This is a genomic window from Pseudomonas sp. W2I6, from assembly GCF_030815935.1.
Taxonomy (GTDB): Bacteria; Pseudomonadota; Gammaproteobacteria; order Pseudomonadales; family Pseudomonadaceae; genus Aquipseudomonas.
In genome coordinates, this window is the sequence record NZ_JAUSXJ010000001.1 from 1,155,254 (window position 1) to 1,172,987 (window position 17,734).

Here is a 17,734-nt window from a genome sequence, read left to right on the forward strand (position 1 = left end):
ATGAAAGTCCTTTATTTTCATCAGCATTTTTCTACTCCGAAAGGAACAATCGGAATCCGGTCCTATGAGATGGCCCGTCGTCTGGTTGCGAGAGGGCACCAGGTAACCATGGTCTGTGGCAGCTATGGTGGCGGCGAAACGGGGCTGGAGAGCCCTTTCGTTGGTGGAAAACGCAAAGGTACCGTCGACGGTATCGAGATCATCGAATTTGACCTGGCGTACTCCAACAGCGATGGCCTGTTCGTTCGAGCGCTCAGCTTTTTAAAGTTTGCGGTGCGCAGTATCGGTATTGCGCTAACCGAGCGCTACGACCTGGTTTTCGCGACCACCACGCCATTGACAGCCGGTATCCCCGGGATATTCGCCCGGTGGTTTCGTAATAAGCCGTTTGTATTTGAGGTCCGGGATCTCTGGCCCGAACTGCCGAAAGCGATGGGCGTCATTCGTAATCCATTGATCCTTGCCGCCATGTCTTTTCTTGAGTGGGCGAGTTATCGCTCGGCTCACCGACTCATCGGGTTGTCGCCAGGTATTGTGGATGGCATTGCGCACCGCGGTGTGGCGCGTGATCGAATCGAAATGATCCCAAACGGTTGTGACCTTGATATTTTCAACACGCCTGCTGAGCCATGGTTGCCGGCAGGAGTGGATAAAAGCCATCTGGTAGCGGTCTTCGCGGGTACTCATGGAGTGGCCAACAAGCTGGACGCGGTGCTCGATGCGGCTCGAGAGCTTAAACTGCGAAAGCGCGATGATATCCGGCTGGTTTTGATCGGGCAGGGCAAGCTCAAGCCCGCGCTTCAGAAGCGTGCAGCGGAAGAACAGCTGGACAATGTGATATTTCATGCCCCGGTGAACAAGGCCCGGTTGTCCGGTTTGATGGCCAGCGCGGACCTGGGGCTGCAGATATTGGCAAACGTACCGGCCTTTTACTACGGAACGTCGCCTAACAAGTTTTTCGACTATATCGCGTCAGGGTTGCCTGTTTTAAATAACTACCCGGGCTGGCTCGCCGAGATGATTTCCACCGAGAACTGCGGTTTTGTCGTACCTGCAGATGATGCTGCGCTTTTCGCAGATGCTTTGATACAGGCGGCAGATGACCGTGACGAGCTGCGGGCGAAGGGCGCACGAGGCAGAGAATTGGCGGTCAGAGAGTTTGACCGGCGTAAATTGGCTGACCGGTTTGTAGATTGGCTGGAGGGTGGTGTTAGATGATCAAGCGTGGATTTGATTTATTTGCGTCGTTGCTTGGACTAATTCTGCTTTCGCCGGTCATAGCAATTATTGCCTGGAACATTCGCAAGAAGTTGGGCTCTCCCGTCTTGTTTCGCCAGGTACGACCAGGTCGGAACGGCAAGCCTTTCGAAATGATCAAGTTCCGTACGATGCGAGATGCTCATGATGCAAATGGTGAGCCTTTACCGGACTCCCAGCGCATGACAGCCTTTGGCAGCTTTCTGCGCTCCAGTAGCCTGGATGAATTGCCTGAATTGTGGAATGTGGTCAAGGGCGATATGAGCCTGGTAGGTCCACGACCGTTACTGATGGAATACTTGCCTCTCTACAGCGTCGAGCAATATCGTCGTCATGAGGTTCGCCCTGGCGTCAGCGGTTGGGCGCAGATCAACGGTCGGAACGCAATTGAATGGGAAGAAAAGTTCAAGCTGGATACCTGGTACGTCGACAATCAGTCTTTTTGGCTGGATATGAAGGTGATTTTCCTGACAATCAAGAAAGTTCTGGTGCGTGACGGTATCAGTGCCGAAGGCGAAGCTACCGCGCCGAAGTTCACAGGTTCCAAGCCATGAGCCGCGTTGCCTGGACGGTTCTTGAAATATAGGCGCCTCGCGAACAGCGGATTGAGCGAATTGCAACGGGGCTCGTAGTGACGAGTCTTTCATATTTTCGAATGAAAACTGACGGGTACTGGTTGTGTTGAATTCACCATTTTCTCCTTGGCCTTCTTTTACTGAAGAGGAAGCTGACGCCGTACGTGATGTGATTCTGTCCAATAAGGTCAACTACTGGACTGGTACACAGGGGCGTGAGTTTGAGAAGGAGTTCGCTGCATGGGCGGGCACCGAATACGCCATCGGCCTGGCTAACGGAACGGTTGCCCTAGACCTTGCCTTGAAGGCGTTGGGTATCGGTGCTGGCGATGAAGTGATTGTCACCTCACGCACGTTTCTTGCTTCCGTCTCGAGCATTGTGAATGCCGGGGCTGTTCCGGTTTTCGCCGATGTGGATCGCGATTCGCAAAACTTCAGCGCGCAGACTATCCGCGCTGTACTGACTCCTCGCACCCGGGCCGTAATCTGTGTGCATTTGGCTGGCTGGCCTTGCGATATGGATCCGATCATGGCCCTGGCCGAGGAATTCGACCTTAAAGTGATCGAAGATTGTGCCCAGGCCCATGGCGCCCGTTACAAGGGGCGCCCGGTGGGGTCAATTGGCCATATCTCTGCCTGGTCCTTTTGTCAGGACAAGATCATGACCACAGGTGGCGAGGGCGGAATGGTCACAACCAACGATCGTAAGTTGTGGTCGGACATGTGGTCGTTCAAGGATCATGGCAAAAGCTGGGAAGCTGTCTACGAACGTAACCATCCTCCTGGTTTTCGCTGGTTGCATGAAAGCTTCGGTACGAACTGGAGAATGCTCGAGGTTCAGGCCGTCATCGGTCGGATTCAGCTCAAGCGCATGACCGACTGGCAGGCCAGCCGGTTGGCGAATGCCGGGCAGATATGGGAGTGCGCCAGCCAACTCAAAGGCTTGCGTGTGCCAATCATGCCTGAGGGCAGTGTTCACGCGGCGTATAAGTGCTACGTGTTTGTCGAGCCTCAGGCTCTCAAGGCCGGATGGGATCGTGATCGTATTCTGGCGGAGATTTCGGCACGAGACGTTCCGGTATTTTCCGGTTCCTGCTCCGAGGTCTATCTGGAGAAGGCGTTTGACAATACTGGCTGGCGTCCGGCGAGCCGGTTGCCGGTAGCACGGGAGCTCGGCGAAACAAGTGTAATGTTTCTCGTGCACCCGACGTTGACGCAGCATGAGATCGACAAGACATGCTCGGTGCTCAAGGCCGTTATGCAGTTGGCTACCGAAGAGTAATCAGTTAGACAGTCAGGAATGCCCGTCTTTGTTTGCAACGCAGAAGGATTTGAGCTGCGGGCCAGTCAAATGGAATTTTCCATCATCATGGTATGAGGTCCCTTGGAATCATCCATGGTGGTGGCGGATGTACTTTAGGAGTAACAGAGGTGTTTCAAGGCGTTATGGATAAGTTGAGAACCTTATTACTGGGTTTAACGCGGCGGCAGAAACGTGCCTTCCAGGTAGTGACCGACGTTTTTCTTGTCTGGTTTGCCCTTTGGATGGCCTTTGTCGTTCGTTTGGGGATTGATGAGCTGATCAATCCTTTCACTGAATACCTATGGCTATTCCTGAGCGCCACGGTCATCGCTATTCCGCTGTTTGTACGGTTTGGTATGTACCGTGCAGTCATGCGCTATTTTGGAAACGATGCGCTGATCGCAATTATCAAGGCCGTCAGCCTGTCATCGTTGATTCTCGCGCTGGTTGTTTACTGGAGCGGCAACCATCAGTTGTTTGTTCCACGCTCGGTCATCTTCAATTACTGGTGGTTGAGCATGGTCATGATCGGGGGGCTACGCCTCGCGATGCGCCAGTATTTCCTGGGAGACTGGTTCGCGGCTGCGCAACATGTTCCTTTTACCAATCGAGATGATGGACTGCCGAAGGTGGCCATCTATGGTGCGGGGGCAGCCGGTAATCAATTGGTTGCTGCATTGCGCATGGGGAGGCTGTTGCGTCCTGTCGCCTTTATTGATGATGACAGCAGCATTGCCGATCGTGTGATTTCAGGCTTGCATGTCTATAAGCCAAAGCATATCCAGCAGATGGTTGACGTCACCGGTGCCCAGCAGATTCTTCTCGCCATTCCGTCTGCCAATCGTGGGCGCCGCCGGGAGATATTGACCTTCCTGGAGGGGTTCGCACTCCATGTGCAAAGCGTGCCCGGTTTTATGGATTTGGCCAGCGGGCGAGTGAAAGTCGATGATATCCAGGAAGTTGATATTGCTGACTTGTTGGGCCGTGACTCTGTCCCTCCTCAGGACGAGCTGCTTGAACATTGCATCAAGGAGCAGTCGGTTCTTATAACCGGGGCGGGCGGTTCAATCGGGTCTGAGCTTTGCCGGCAGATTCTCACGCTGCAACCCACGACACTGCTGTTGTATGAGCATAGCGAGTTCAATCTCTACAGCATCCTGCAAGAGCTTGAGCAGCGAATCGTGCGTGAGTCGCTTTCAGTTAAGTTATTGCCAATCCTGGGGTCTGTGCGCAATCAGGAAAAGCTCTTTGACGTCATGAAAACCTGGCGCGTGAACACGGTCTACCATGCGGCGGCTTACAAGCATGTACCGATGGTCGAGCATAATATTGCTGAAGGCGTGCTGAATAATGTGATGGGCACGCTGAGCGCCGCGCAAGCCTCTTTACGCGCCAATGTGGCGAACTTCGTGCTGATTTCTACTGATAAGGCAGTGCGTCCCACCAATGTAATGGGAAGCACCAAGCGTCTCGCAGAAATGACACTGCAGGCGCTCAGCAGTGAAATTGCTCCGGTGCTTTTCGGTGAGACTTCGAATGTTTCCCGTGTGAACAAGACGCGCTTTACCATGGTGCGGTTCGGCAATGTGCTGGGCTCATCAGGATCAGTGATCCCGTTGTTCCACAAGCAAATCAAATCCGGTGGCCCGCTGACGGTTACGCACCCCAAGATTACCCGGTATTTCATGAGCATCCCTGAAGCCGCTCAATTGGTTATCCAGGCGGGCTCCATGGGGCTGGGCGGTGACGTATTTGTTCTGGATATGGGCGAGCCGGTGAAAATCGTCGAGCTGGCCGAGAAGATGGTGCACCTTTCCGGCTTGAGTATTCGCTCTGATAAAAATCTTCAAGGTGACATCTCCATTGAGTTTACGGGGCTGCGTCCCGGCGAAAAACTTTATGAGGAACTGTTGATCGGCGACAACGTAGTCACGACGCCGCACCCGATGATTATGAGTGCCAATGAAGACTACTTGCCCTGGGAGGTGTTGAAGGGCCGATTAACGGAGCTGCTCAGCGCCGTTGAACAGGATGACTACACGCGTGTGCGTCAGTTGCTGCGCGAAACGGTCAGCGGCTATTCCCCGGACGGTGAAATCGTCGACTGGATCTACCAGCAGCGTCGTCTTGAGCCCTGAGCTCACACCCTGTAACTCACCCATTTTTGACTCTCCCCAAACATCGCCTAAGTTTGAAAAGCAGCTTCGGAAAAGCTGCTTTTCCCTTATCGATGTCATGGAGTGTCACCTATGCGTAAAGCTTATTTCTCATCCTTTGTCTTTGCCTTTCTTGCCAGCCTCTCCCTAGCCACTACTGCCGCACCTTCCACCAAACCCGAAACGCCAACCTCCATTTCCACACAAATGACCAACGTCGACCACACCACCAAGGTCAGCCTCAACTCCGCAGACGCCGAAACCCTGCGCCGGGACCTCTTCGGCATTGGCGCAGCCAAAGCCAAGGCCATCGTCGCTTACCGCGAAACCAACGGGCCCTTCACTGCGATAGATGAGTTGCTGGAAGTAAAAGGTATCGGCAAGGCATTGCTGGAGAAGAACCGCGACAGGCTTGAGGTCAATTGAACATCTGAAAAGCAGGCGAGGAGGCCGGTCATTGACCGGCTTTCTTCTGGCCGCAGAACCCCGCTTTCAAGCTCCCCCGCACCACATCAAGAATCCGCGTGGCCAATTCGGCGCTCTCCACACTTCTTGCCAACACCAACGCTCCCACCAGCGTCGACATCAGCACAAGGCCCTGTTCGCGGGCATTCGGGCTATCAAGGGCCGCTTCGACCTGCTTGAGCCGGGCGTTAAGCACCTCATCCGTCGTCCTGCTGTTCTGCCCGCGCAACCCCAGCTCGGAAGACATCGTGGGCAGCGGGCACCCCTCATGGGGTGATGTCTGATGCCATTGCGACAGGTAACTATCAATGAACGCCTCCAACGGTCGCTGTTGGCTGAACAGCTTTTTGCAATGTTCATCCAGTTGAGCTGCGGCCTCTTGCAACGCCTTTTCCACCAACTCGTCCTTTGACCTGAAGTGCGCGTAAAACCCGCCATGCGTCAGGTTCAGCGACTTCATCAGCGGCTGCAGGCCGGTAGCGCCAATGCCGTCACGGCGAAAGCGTACCGAGGCCTCCTTGATGATGCGCCGGTGGGTTTGGGCTTTGTGGTCTTGTGAATAGCGCATGGGAAGGCCTCCGAAACATCAGGCCATGTTAACCAAGCTTGGCGGGGCATACGCGGGTGTTTACAAAATTGTGCGGCTCAACGGGGAGCCGCTTCAGTCTCAGCGATCCTGCGCATCCTTGGCGTCCGCCTGGGCATTGCGTTCTGCCACGCGCTTACGTTGTTCATCAGTCAATTCAACCTTGTTGGCGCTGTCTCGCAGCATCAACAAACCACCGACGATCGAACCGATCGCGACCACTAAAATCAACCAGGCATACCACGGCATAGGGCTCTCCTTGAGGCAGCAAACCGTGGGGAAATTTCCCACGGTAATGACTGCTTTGAGTAACGGGCTTTCTTAGTAGTTCATTGTAGGCCCGTTCTGCCCCGGTAGCCTTACAGCCCGGTCAACATAGCGTCCGCCGGTGCATCGGCGCGGTCTTGCGCGGTCAGTTGAAAGTACACAAAACCCACCACCATGAAGCCCAGGAAGATCAGCCCGATCAGCGCGTTGAACCACGCCATGGCCACCAGGCAGACCATGGCCAGTACCAGCGCAATCCCCGGCACGATTGGATAGCCCGGGGCGCGGAAGGTCCGCTCCAGCAGTGGCTCGGTCTTGCGCAGTTTGAACAGGCTGAGCATGCTCATGATGTACATGACGATGGCACCGAACACCGCCATGGTGATCATCGCGGCGGTCAGGGTCATGCCGCCCAGGTTGATCAGCCCGTCGCTGTAGATGGCGGCGATGCCGACGATGCCGCCGGCGATGATTGCCCGGTGCGGCGTCTGGAAGCGCGACAGTTTGGCGAGGAAGGAGGGCAGGTAGCCCGCGCGCGCCAGGGCGAAGAATTGGCGGGAGTAACCCAGGATGATCCCGTGGAAGCTGGCCACCAGGCCGAACAGGCCGATCCACACCAGCATGTGCAGCCAGCCCGAGCTGTCGCCGACCACGGTTTTCATCGCCTGGGGCAGCGGGTCGTTGATGTTCGACAGGGTGCGCCAGTCACCCACGCCACCGGCAAAGAACATCACGCCCATGGCCAGAATCACCAGGGTGAGGATGCCGCTGATGTAGGCCTTTGGAATAGTGCGCTTGGGATCTTTCGCCTCTTCGGCCGCCATGGCGGCGCCTTCGATGGCGAGGAAGAACCAGATGGCAAAGGGTATGGCCGCGAACATTCCGGCGATCGCCGGTGCGCCGAAGGTGTCGGAGCCGGCCCAGCCGTTGAGGGCGAAGTTGCTGAAGCTGAAGGCGGGAGCGACCACGCCCATGAACACCAGCAACTCGGCCACGGCAAGCACGCAGACCACCAATTCAAAGGTGGCGGCGAGCTTCACCCCGAGGATGTTCAGGCCCATGAACACAATGTAGGCGCCGACGGCCGCATGTTTCGGATCGAGGGCCGGAAACTGCACGTTCAGGTATGCGCCGATGGCCAGGGCGATCGCGGGTGGGGCGAAGACGAACTCGATCAGCGTCGCCAGCCCGGCAATCAAGCCACCTTTCTCGCCGAACGCCCGGCGGCTGTAGGCAAAAGGGCCGCCAGCATGAGGAATCGCGGTGGTCAGCTCGGTGAAACTGAATATAAAGCAGGTGTACATGGCGGCGACCATCAACGAGGTCACCAGGAAGCCCAATGTTCCCGCCACGCCCCAGCCATAGCTCCAGCCGAAATACTCTCCGGAAATCACCAGCCCGACCGCGATGCCCCACAAATGCAGAGTGCCCAAGGTGGGTTTGAGTTGTGTGTTCATCGTGTAGCTCTCCCTGAACGGTTTGGAATGTTTCAGGGCATTGCAGCGGACATGCCATTAACCAAAGCCGTGTCGTAAAGGCGCCGAACTGTCGCCGAGGGAACGGTTTGGCGTTTGAATCATTTCAAGCGCTGCACCAGATAAGGGCGTTGGTGTCTGGTCTGACGCTATCGCGGGCAAGCCCGGCTCCCACATTTGAAGTGCATACCCCCGTAAACCCCGCATAAACCCACTCTTTACGCCGTCTTTACGCCCCACCCATACCGTCGCTCTCGTTCCTTTACGCCACTCCTGCGGACAATCCTCCTACACGCGGCAGTCGCCGCACGACGGAGAAACTTCCATGAGCGTTCTGGACGGGGTGTCACTGCTGTTGGCTGTGGCGCTGTTCATTTATCTGCTGGTTGCGCTGTTACGCGCGGATCGGAACTAGGAGCAGGCTATGCACAGTTATGACTATTGGCTGATCATCGCCTTCTTTGCCTTGGTGCTGATTCCGGCACCGGCCCTGGGGCGGTTCTACTACAAGGTAATGGAAGGGCAGCGAACCTGGCTCACGCCGGTGTTCGGCCCGGTCGAGCGCGTGTGCTATCGCCTTTCGGGTGTCGATGCAGACCAGGAACAGAGCTGGCAGAAATACGCGCTGGCGTTGCTGGCGTTCAACCTTGCCGGTTTCGTGCTGCTGTTCGCGATCCTGCTGTTCCAGGAATACCTGCCGCTGAACCCGCAGAAATTGCCGGGTCAGGAATGGACCCTGGCGTTCAACACCGCCATCAGTTTCATGACCAACACCAACTGGCAGAACTACAGCGGTGAAGCGTCCCTGAGCTACCTCAGTCAGATGGTCGGCCTCACCGTGCAGAACTTCGTCAGTGCCGCCACCGGCCTCGCCGTACTGGTCGCGTTGTGCCGTGGGATCGGTCGCAAATCCACCAAGACTTTGGGCAACTTCTGGGTCGACATGACTCGCGCCACGCTCTACGGCCTGTTGCCGTTGTGCCTGGTGTTCGCGTTGTTCCTGGTCTGGCAGGGCGTGCCACAAACCTTCGCTCACTATGTGAACGCGGTCACCATGCAGGGCGTTGACCAGGTCATCCCACTGGGCCCGGCTGCCAGCCAGATTGCGATCAAGCAACTGGGCACCAACGGTGGTGGCTTCTTCGGCGTCAACTCGGCGCATCCATTCGAAGACCCGACTGCCTGGGCCAACCTGTTTGAACTGGGCGCGATCATCCTGATTCCGGTGGCGCTGGTGTTCACCTTTGGCCACTACGTGAAAGACCTGCGTCAGAGCCGGGCGATCCTCGGTTGCATGCTGGCCCTGTTCATCATCGGCGGTGCTACCGCGATGTGGGCCGAGTACCAACCCAATCCGGCGCTGAACAACCCGGCGGTTGAGCAGGCCGCGCCGCAGGAAGGTAAGGAAGCGCGCTTCGGCACCACTGGCACCGTGTTGTGGTCGGTGGCGACCACCGCCGCGTCCAACGGTTCGGTCAACGGTATGCAAGACAGCCTCAACCCCCTGAGCGGGATGGTGTCGCTGGTCAACATGATGGTCGGCGAAGTGATCTTCGGCGGCGTCGGCGCCGGCATGTACGGCATGTTGCTCAACGTGTTGATTGCGGTGTTCCTCGCCGGCCTGATGATCGGCCGTACGCCGGAATACCTCGGCAAGAAACTCCAGGCCCGGGAAGTGCAATTGCTGGTCGTGACCTTGCTGGTGATGCCGGTCGGCACCCTCGTACTGGGCGCCATCGCTGCCAGTTTGCCTGGCCCGGCCGGCGCCATCAGTAACCCTGGCCCCCACGGTTTCAGCCAGTTGCTGTACGCCTACACCTCGGCCAGTGCCAACAACGGTTCGGCGTTCGGCGGCTTCAGTGCCAACACCGCGTTCCACAACCTGATGTTGAGCCTGTCGATGTTGCTCGGTCGCTTCGGTTACATCCTCCCGGTACTGGCCCTGGCCGGCAGCCTGGCGATGAAGAAGACCGCACCGATTGGCCAGAACAGCTTCCCGACCCACGGCCCTCTGTTCGTGACCCTGTTGACCGTGACCATTTTGCTGGTGGGCGGCCTGACCTTCCTGCCGACGCTGGCACTTGGGCCTATCGCTGAACATTTGAGCATGGCTGCTTTTTAAATGAAGAGCCTAGGGGATATGAAAATGAACTTGCCTGCAAAAAACGCGGCTCCCGTGAAAACCCAGGAGCCGGCCAAAACCGCAATGTCGGCCCTGTGGCGCCCGGCGCTGGTCCAGGCGTTCGTCAAGCTGGACCCGCGCCAGCTGCAACGCTCGCCGGTGATGCTGGTGGTCGAGCTGACCGCGATCCTCACCACCATCCTGTGCTTTGTGCCGGAGGTGGCCGTACCGACCTACGTCTCCGTGCAAATCGCCGTGTGGCTGTGGTTCACCGTGCTGTTTGCCAACTTCGCCGAAGCCTTGGCTGAAGGCCGCGGCAAGGCCCGCGCCGACAGCCTCAAGGCCGGCAGCGAGGGCCTCAGCGCCCGCCGCAAGGAAGCCGACGGCAGCTTCAAGGTCGTGCCGGCCACCAGCCTGCGCAAAGGTGATGTGGTACGCGTGGTCGCCGGGGAAATGATCCCGGGTGACGGCGAAGTCATCGAAGGGATTGCCGCGGTCAACGAAGCGGCCATCACCGGTGAATCGGCCCCGGTTATCCGTGAATCCGGCGGCGACCGCTCGGCCGTCACCGGCAACACCCGCCTGGTCTCGGACTGGTTGATGATCCGCATCACCGCCAACCCGGGCGAGTCGACCCTGGACCGCATGATCGCCCTGGTGGAAGGCGCCAAACGCCAGAAAACCCCGAACGAAGTCGCGCTGGATATCCTGCTGATCGGCCTGACGCTGATCTTCCTGCTGGTGGTGGTGACCCTGCAGCCGTTCGCCCACTTCGCCAATGGCAACTTGCCGCTGGTGTTCCTGGTGGCGCTGCTGGTGACGCTGATCCCGACCACCATCGGCGGCCTGTTGTCGGCCATCGGTATTGCCGGTATGGACCGCCTGGTGCGCCTCAACGTGATCGCCAAGTCCGGTCGCGCGGTGGAAGCGGCGGGGGACGTGCACGTGCTGTTGCTGGACAAGACCGGCACCATCACTTTCGGTAACCGTCGTTGCACCAACGTGATCGCCGCGCCGGGTGTCAGCGGCAAGGAACTGGCCGAGGGCGCGCTGCTGGCATCCCTGGCGGACGACACGGCCGAAGGTAAGTCCATCGTCGAATACCTGCGCGGCCAGCACCCACAAGCCGAGCCGTCGACGGATGAGCTGACCTCGGTACCGTTCAGCGCGGAAACCCGCCTGTCCGGCGTCGACTACCAGGGCCGTGTGTTCCGTAAGGGTGCCGTGGATTCGCTGCTGGCGTTCATTGGCTTGCAACGCCGCGACCTGCAACCGGCGCTGTCGCGGGAAATCGACAAGATCGCCCAGAGCGGCGGCACGCCATTGCTGGTGTGTGCCGACGGCAAGTTGCTCGGCGCGATTCACCTCAAGGACGTGGTCAAGCCCGGCATCCGCGAACGGTTTGCCGAGCTGCGCAAGCTGGGGATTCGCACCGTGATGGTGACTGGCGACAACCCGCTGACCGCCGCCGCGATTGCTGCTGAAGCCGGTGTGGATGACGTGCTCGCCGAAGCCACCCCAGAGAAAAAACTCGCGCGCATTCGTCACGAACAGAACGATGGTCGCCTGGTTGCGATGTGCGGCGACGGCGCCAACGACGCCCCGGCGCTGGCCCAGGCTGACGTCGGCATGGCAATGAACGACGGCACGCAAGCCGCCCGTGAAGCGGCCAACATGGTCGACCTCGACAGCGACCCGACCAAGCTGCTGGACGTGGTGCAGATCGGCAAGGAATTGCTGGTGACCCGTGGTGCGCTGACCACCTTTTCCATCGCCAACGACGTGGCCAAGTACTTCGCGATCCTGCCGGCGCTATTCGCCTCGATCTACCCGCAACTGGGTGTGCTCAACGTGATGCACCTGCAAAGCCCGCAGAGCGCGATCCTCTCGGCCATCGTGTTCAACGCGCTGATCATCGTGGTGCTGATCCCCCTGGCGCTGCGCGGTGTACGTGTACAGGCGGCGAGTGCGGCGGCGTTGCTGCGTCGCAACCTGCTGATCTACGGCCTGGGCGGGATCGTGGTGCCGTTCGTGGGCATCAAGGCGATCGACATGCTGTTGACCGCGCTGCACCTGGTTTGACTCGATGCCCGCAGGTACCGGCAAACCGGTGCCTGCAGGTTGCAATGACCGAATTGAGGAATTTGAAATGTCCAACATTATCCGCCCGGCCCTGAGCCTGCTGGTGTTGATGAGCCTGATCACCGGCGTGGCCTATCCCCTGGTTGTTACCGGCGTGGCGCAAGTCGCATTCCCTGACCAGGCCAACGGCAGCCTGGTACACGATGCCAGCGGCAAGGTTCGCGGTTCGAGCCTGATTGCCCAGGATTTCACCGGTGACGGCTGGTTCCACCCACGGCCATCTGCCGGTGCGTTTGCTACGGTTTCCAGCAGCGCCAGCAACCTCGGCCCAAGCAACCCCGCACTGGCAACCCGTGTATTTGACGATGCCAGGAAAATGCTGGTGCCAGACCAGGGACCGGTGCCGATGGCATTGCTGACTACCTCCGGCAGCGGTCTTGATCCACACTTGCCACCGCAGGCAATTGCCTATCAACTGGCCCGGGTAGCGGCCGCACGTAATCTGCCGGTGGCGACCCTGCAGCGCTTGATGGACGAGCACATCGAAAGCCCGCTGGTGGGGCCGCCGGTGGTGAACGTGCTGGCGTTGAACATGGCCTTGGAAAAACTGTAAGCCGTGGTGCCGTCAATCGCGGGCAAGCCCGCTCCCACAGTTGATCTTTGTTGAACACAAAGTCTGGATTCACTGAAGATCAAATGTGGGAGCCGGGCTTGCCCGCGATGACGGCATCACTATCACCACATCAACACCTGAAGGAAGACCGCCCGCATGAGCGACTCCGGCCGCGCCGATGCCCTGTTAGCCGATCTGCCCCGGGACGGCCGTGGCCGGCTCAAAGTCTTCCTCGGCGCCGCCCCGGGCGTGGGCAAGACCTACGCCATGCTCCAGGCTGCCCACACCCAACTGCGCCAGGGTGTGCGGCTGATCGCCGGCGTAGTGGAAACCCACGGCCGCGCCGAGACCGAAGCCTTGCTCAGCGGCTTGCCACAACAGCCGCTGCTGCGTTCCGAATACCGCGGCGTGATGCTGGAGGAAATGGACCTCGACGGCCTGCTCGCCGCCAAGCCCAAACTGGTGCTGGTGGACGAACTGGCGCACAGCAACGCCCCCGGCAGCCGCCACGAAAAACGCTGGCAAGACATCCAGGAATTGCTCTCGGCGGGCATCAACGTCTTCACCACGGTCAACGTCCAGCACCTGGAAAGCCTCAACGACCAGGTGCGCGGCATTACCGGCGTGCAAGTGCGCGAGACCTTGCCCGACTGGGTCTTGCAGGAAGCCGATGAACTGCTGCTGATCGACCTGCCATCCCGGGAACTGCTGGAGCGCCTGCGGGACGGCAAGGTCTACGTGCCGGAACAGGCCCGTGCTGCCATCGATGCCTTCTTCACCCAGACCAACCTCATGGCCCTGCGCGAGCTGGCGATGCAGACCGCCGCGGCCCATGTCGACGATGACCTGGCCCAGGGTTATCGCCAATTGGGCCAGGCCGCACCGGCTGTGCGTGGCCGCTTGCTGGTGGGCGTGGACGGCGATGCCCAGGCCGAACGCCTGGTGCGTCATGCCAGCCGCGTAGCCCAGCGTCGGCATTTGCCGTGGAGCCTGGTGCATGTGGATAACGGCCGGGTGCGCGATGAACAATCGCGCCTGCGTCTGCAAAACGCCCAGCAACTGGCCGAGCGTCTTGGCGGTGAAGTGGTGTTGCTGCGAGCGGGGGAGGTGGCCAAGACCCTGATCCAGCACGCCGCCGAGCGTCGCGCCAGCTTGATTCTGGTGGGGCAGTCCCGGCCGCGCTGGCGGCGCAATCTGTTTGGTGGCGGCTTGGCGGCACGCCTGCTGCGCAATGCACGGGGCCTGGAAATCAACGTCCTCGACAGCGACGAAGTTCCGGCCCCTCCGCGCCTGCCGGATGTGCGTGGGCTGGTGTGGTTTGACTATGCCCTGGCGGTGGTGGCGACCGTGATCGCGGCCGCAGTCGCATGGGGTGTCGCCAGTGCCTTGCCGTTGCCGAATATCTCGCTGGTGTTCCTCGCCGCCGTATTGCTGGTGGCGGTGCGCAGTAGCCTGGGGCCGGCGCTGGCGTGTGCGGCGCTGTCATTCCTGAGCTACGACTTCCTGTTCATCCCGCCGAATTTCTCCTTCGCGATCCAGCGTGAAGAAGACGTGCTGACGCTGTTGTTCTTCCTGCTGATGGCGGCGCTTACCGGTAATCTCGCTGCACGCCAGCGCCGGCAGTTGCAGGCGCTGCGCGATACCCAGGAAGAAACCACCGAGCTGCTCGACCTGTCCCGCAAACTCACCGCCGCCACCGATCGCCAGGCAGTGATCAGTGCGGCCGCGCATCACCTGGAAGGCTGGAGCGACCTGCAATTGTGCCTGCTCAACCGCGACGGGCAGGGCGACTGGAAGGTCGAGACCGGTGGCCCGATCATCTTTACCGAAGCCGAACGCGCCGCCGCCGACTGGGCCTGGCAGCACGATCAGCCGGCCGGCATGGGCACCGGCACCTTGCCGTTCGGGCGCTGGTGGTGGTGGCCGTTGTCCGGCGAAGAAGGCCCGTTGGGTCTGCTGGGGGTCAGCCCGAAGGCCGGGCTTGAACTGAGCGGCCAGCGCCGTCGCCTGCTCACGGCCTTGAGCCAGCCCTTGGCCCAGGCCCTGGCCCGTGCACAACTCGGCCAGGAGCTGGAAGCCGCGCGCCTGCACGGCGAAACCGAGCAATTGCGCAGCGCCTTGCTGGCTTCGGTGTCTCACGATTTGCGCACACCGCTGACCTCCATGCGTGGCAGCATCGACAGCCTGCTGGCCCTCGGCGAGGCGATTCCCCTGGAAGATCGCCGGGAGCTGCTGGAAGGCACTCGCGATGAGGCTGAGCGCCTGGATCGCTACATCCAGAACCTGCTGGACATGACTCGCCTGGGTCACGGCGCGCTGAAGCTGGCGCGGGACTGGGTGTCACCCGGCGATATCGTCGGCAGCTCCCTGGGCCGCTTGCGTGCGGTATTGGCGCCGCTGCAGGTGATCACCGACGTGCCGCCCGAGCTGCCGCTGCTCTACGTGCATGCCGCGTTGATCGAGCAAGCACTGGTCAATGTACTGGAAAATGCCGCACGCTTCTCGCCGCCACAAGGCCGGCTGAAACTCAGCGCGGGCGTGCAGGATAACCAGTTGTTTTTTGCTGTTGCCGATGAGGGACCGGGGATTCCCGAGGAGGAGCGGGCGAAGATTTTCGATATGTTCTACACCGCCGCCAGGGGGGATCGCGGCGGGCAGGGCACCGGGCTCGGCCTGGCGATCTGCCAGGGCATGGTCGGCGCCCACGGCGGGCATATCAGCGTGGCCGACGGCATTGACGGTCGTGGCACCTGCATCACGTTATTCCTGCCATTGCAGGCCCAGCCTGGCCTGGAAAGCGAACCTTGAGCTACCCTCTTTTCTTCACGGATTTTGGTTGGACACCATGAGCCAGACTGCGACGATTTTGGTCATTGACGACGAACCGCAGATCCGCAAGTTCTTGCGTATCAGCCTGGCCTCCCAGGGCTACAAAGTGATCGAGGCCGGCACCGGCAACGAAGGCCTGGCGCAGGCCGCCTTGAGTAAACCGGACCTGCTGGTGCTTGACCTCGGCCTGCCGGACATGGACGGCCAGCAGGTGCTGCGCGAGTTTCGTGAGTGGTCCACGGTACCGGTACTGGTGTTGTCGGTGCGAGCCAGTGAAGTGCAAAAAGTCGAGGCGCTGGACAACGGCGCCAATGACTATGTGACCAAGCCATTTGGCATCCAGGAGTTTCTTGCACGGGTGCGGGCGCTGTTGCGCCAGGCGCCGGCGGGGGAGGCCCAGGAAGCGGCGTTGCGCTTTGGCCCGCTGACGGTAGACCTGGCTTATCGGCGGGTGCTGCTGGACGGTGTCGAAGTGGCGCTGACCCGCAAGGAATACGCGGTGCTGGCGCAACTGGCGCGGCATCCCGGGCGGGTGATCACCCAGCAGCAACTGCTCAAGGATATCTGGGGCCCGACCCATACCGAAGACAGCCATTACCTGCGGATTGTGGTGGGGCATCTGCGCCAGAAACTGGCGGATGATCCGACCCAGCCACGGTTTATCGTGACTGAGGCTGGGGTGGGCTATCGGTTGTTGAGCACCGAGGCCTGAAGCGTTAGCTCACCTGTGGCGAGGGAGCTTGCTCCCGCTGGGCTGCGCAGCAGCCCCAGAATCCTGGGAGCGCTTCGCACTCCAGCGGGAGCAAGCTCCCTCGCCACACAAGCCCTGCTTATCAAACCTCAGTGTTGCTCGCTCTCGTAACGATCCAGCGTATCGCTCGCGATCTCCCGCCCCAGCGCGATCAACTCCGGCGCTTTGTAAAACTCGAAAAACCGGCACACGCGCTTCGGCACGTTGATCAGAATATCCGGCGGATACCCGGCGATCTTGTACTGCGCCAATGACGTCTGCATCACCTCGAAGCTCTGGTTGATCAAATCCAGCAGCGATGCAGGCCCCACGTTATCGATGATGAACGAGCCGGTCGCCGACTTTGGCGCCCCGGCCTTTTCCGGTGCCGCCGCCGGTTGTTGCGCCTCGGGTTCGGCAGAGTCCAGCCACGGGTTGATGTCGGCAGCCTGGGCCAGCAGCGCTTCCTGTTCCAGCATCAATAACTGCTCGGCCTGCTTGCGCCGAAACGGCAAGTGCGAACCCAGTGAACGCACCAGGTTGTCGAAGCGGCTCCTGAACGCCGGCGGACGCTGGATCACCGGAAGCTTGTAGTGCTTCTGGTTGGTGGAGTTGAGGTTGACCGCAATGATCAGGTCGCAGTGGCTCGACACCACCGGCACGATCGGCAGAGGGTTCAGCAAGCCGCCGTCCACCAGCATGCGATTGCCCTGCATCACCGGGGTGAACAGGCTGGGAATCGCCGCCGAGGCTCGCATGGCCTGGTGCAGGCAGCCTTCCTGGAACCAGATTTCCTGCTGGTTGGTCAGGTCCGTGGCCACGGCGGTGTAGGGAATGCGCAGGTCTTCGATATTGATCTCGCCGACGATCTTGCGGATCTGCCCGAACACCTTCTCGCCACGGATCGCCCCGAGGCGAAAGCTCACGTCTACCAGGCGCAGTACGTCCAGGTAGTCGAGGCTTTCGATCCAGTTTCGGTACTCTTCCAGCTTGCCCGCGGCATAGATCCCGCCCACCACGGCGCCCATGGAGCAACCGGCAATGCAGGCGATGTCGTAGCCGCGTTTTTCGATTTCCTCGATCACGCCGATATGGGCGTAGCCCCGGGCGCCGCCGGAGCCCAGCACCAATGCAACACGTTTCTTCATGACCTGATCCTTCGCAAAACAGGTGACCACAATGCACCCATCGAGGGGCGCGCTTCAATCATCACTGTCACAACCGATTATTTTCGCGAGCGGGTCACCACGCTCGGGTATGCTCTGGCAATCGGG

At 59.9% G+C, this 17,734-nt stretch carries 15 protein-coding genes; 11 read left to right on the forward strand and 4 right to left on the reverse strand.

From position 1 onward, the window contains the following. The 5 genes from QF039_RS05445 (at position 1) to QF039_RS05465 (ending at position 5,717) form a co-directional block, all read left to right on the forward strand. Positions 1-1,218: a glycosyltransferase family 4 protein gene (locus QF039_RS05445; protein ID WP_087693685.1), complete on the forward strand. Its 1,218-nt coding sequence runs from the start codon at positions 1-3 to the stop codon at positions 1,216-1,218. Further along, positions 1,215-1,811 (forward strand): sugar transferase, encoded by a 597-nt coding sequence (locus tag QF039_RS05450; protein WP_032899673.1) that lies wholly within the window; start codon positions 1,215-1,217, stop codon positions 1,809-1,811. The genes QF039_RS05445 and QF039_RS05450 overlap by 4 nt, the downstream gene beginning before the upstream one ends. A gap of 124 nt (positions 1,812-1,935) precedes the next feature. Then, positions 1,936-3,114 (forward strand): DegT/DnrJ/EryC1/StrS aminotransferase family protein, encoded by a 1,179-nt coding sequence (locus tag QF039_RS05455; RefSeq protein ID WP_177122831.1) that lies wholly within the window; start codon positions 1,936-1,938, stop codon positions 3,112-3,114. Between the two features lie 164 nt (positions 3,115-3,278). After that, positions 3,279-5,273 carry a nucleoside-diphosphate sugar epimerase/dehydratase gene (locus tag QF039_RS05460; RefSeq protein ID WP_008437723.1) on the forward strand — a complete coding sequence of 665 codons (1,995 nt, stop codon included), beginning with the start codon at positions 3,279-3,281 and terminating at the stop codon, positions 5,271-5,273. 111 nt (positions 5,274-5,384) lie between these two features. Next, the gene (locus QF039_RS05465; RefSeq protein WP_177008084.1) at positions 5,385-5,717 is read left to right on the forward strand and encodes a ComEA family DNA-binding protein; all 333 of its coding nucleotides are present in this window, start codon (positions 5,385-5,387) and stop codon (positions 5,715-5,717) included. 28 nt (positions 5,718-5,745) lie between these two features. Here the strand turns inward: QF039_RS05465 and QF039_RS05470 are convergent, their stop codons facing one another. The 3 genes from QF039_RS05470 to eat form a co-directional block, all read right to left on the reverse strand. Beyond that, positions 5,746-6,324 (reverse strand): TetR/AcrR family transcriptional regulator, encoded by a 579-nt coding sequence (locus tag QF039_RS05470; protein ID WP_307517121.1) that lies wholly within the window; start codon positions 6,322-6,324, stop codon positions 5,746-5,748. 99 nt (positions 6,325-6,423) lie between these two features. Then, positions 6,424-6,591, reverse strand: coding sequence for a DUF2897 family protein (locus QF039_RS05475; protein WP_008437727.1), 168 nt, complete (start codon positions 6,589-6,591; stop codon positions 6,424-6,426). Positions 6,592-6,701: 110 nt separating this feature from the next. Beyond that, the gene (gene eat, locus QF039_RS05480) at positions 6,702-8,066 is read right to left on the reverse strand and encodes an ethanolamine permease (protein WP_307517122.1); all 1,365 of its coding nucleotides are present in this window, start codon (positions 8,064-8,066) and stop codon (positions 6,702-6,704) included. Between the two features lie 343 nt (positions 8,067-8,409). On the opposite strand from eat, the gene kdpF reads away from it, so the two are divergent. From kdpF to QF039_RS05510, 6 genes are all read left to right on the forward strand, one after another. Continuing rightward, positions 8,410-8,499, forward strand: coding sequence for a K(+)-transporting ATPase subunit F (kdpF, locus tag QF039_RS05485; RefSeq protein ID WP_003218754.1), 90 nt, complete (start codon positions 8,410-8,412; stop codon positions 8,497-8,499). Between the two features lie 9 nt (positions 8,500-8,508). Continuing rightward, on the forward strand, positions 8,509-10,206 hold the full coding sequence (kdpA, locus tag QF039_RS05490; protein ID WP_307517123.1) for a potassium-transporting ATPase subunit KdpA: 1,698 nt from the start codon (positions 8,509-8,511) through the stop codon (positions 10,204-10,206). A gap of 24 nt (positions 10,207-10,230) precedes the next feature. Further along, positions 10,231-12,288 carry a potassium-transporting ATPase subunit KdpB gene (gene kdpB / locus QF039_RS05495; RefSeq protein ID WP_307517124.1) on the forward strand — a complete coding sequence of 686 codons (2,058 nt, stop codon included), beginning with the start codon at positions 10,231-10,233 and terminating at the stop codon, positions 12,286-12,288. A 67-nt stretch (positions 12,289-12,355) separates the two neighbouring features. Next, positions 12,356-12,901 (forward strand): potassium-transporting ATPase subunit KdpC, encoded by a 546-nt coding sequence (kdpC, locus tag QF039_RS05500; protein WP_087693688.1) that lies wholly within the window; start codon positions 12,356-12,358, stop codon positions 12,899-12,901. Between the two features lie 156 nt (positions 12,902-13,057). Beyond that, positions 13,058-15,709, forward strand: a complete 2,652-nt coding sequence (locus QF039_RS05505) for a sensor histidine kinase KdpD (RefSeq protein ID WP_307517125.1) — start codon at positions 13,058-13,060, stop codon at positions 15,707-15,709. Positions 15,710-15,746: 37 nt separating this feature from the next. After that, positions 15,747-16,442, forward strand: a complete 696-nt coding sequence (locus QF039_RS05510; protein ID WP_307517126.1) for a response regulator — start codon at positions 15,747-15,749, stop codon at positions 16,440-16,442. A 128-nt stretch (positions 16,443-16,570) separates the two neighbouring features. On the opposite strand, the gene QF039_RS05515 is transcribed toward QF039_RS05510, so the two are convergent. Next, entirely contained in the window at positions 16,571-17,608 is a 1,038-nt protein-coding gene (locus QF039_RS05515; protein WP_087693690.1) for a patatin-like phospholipase family protein, read from the reverse strand. Positions 17,609-17,734 lie beyond the last annotated feature (126 nt).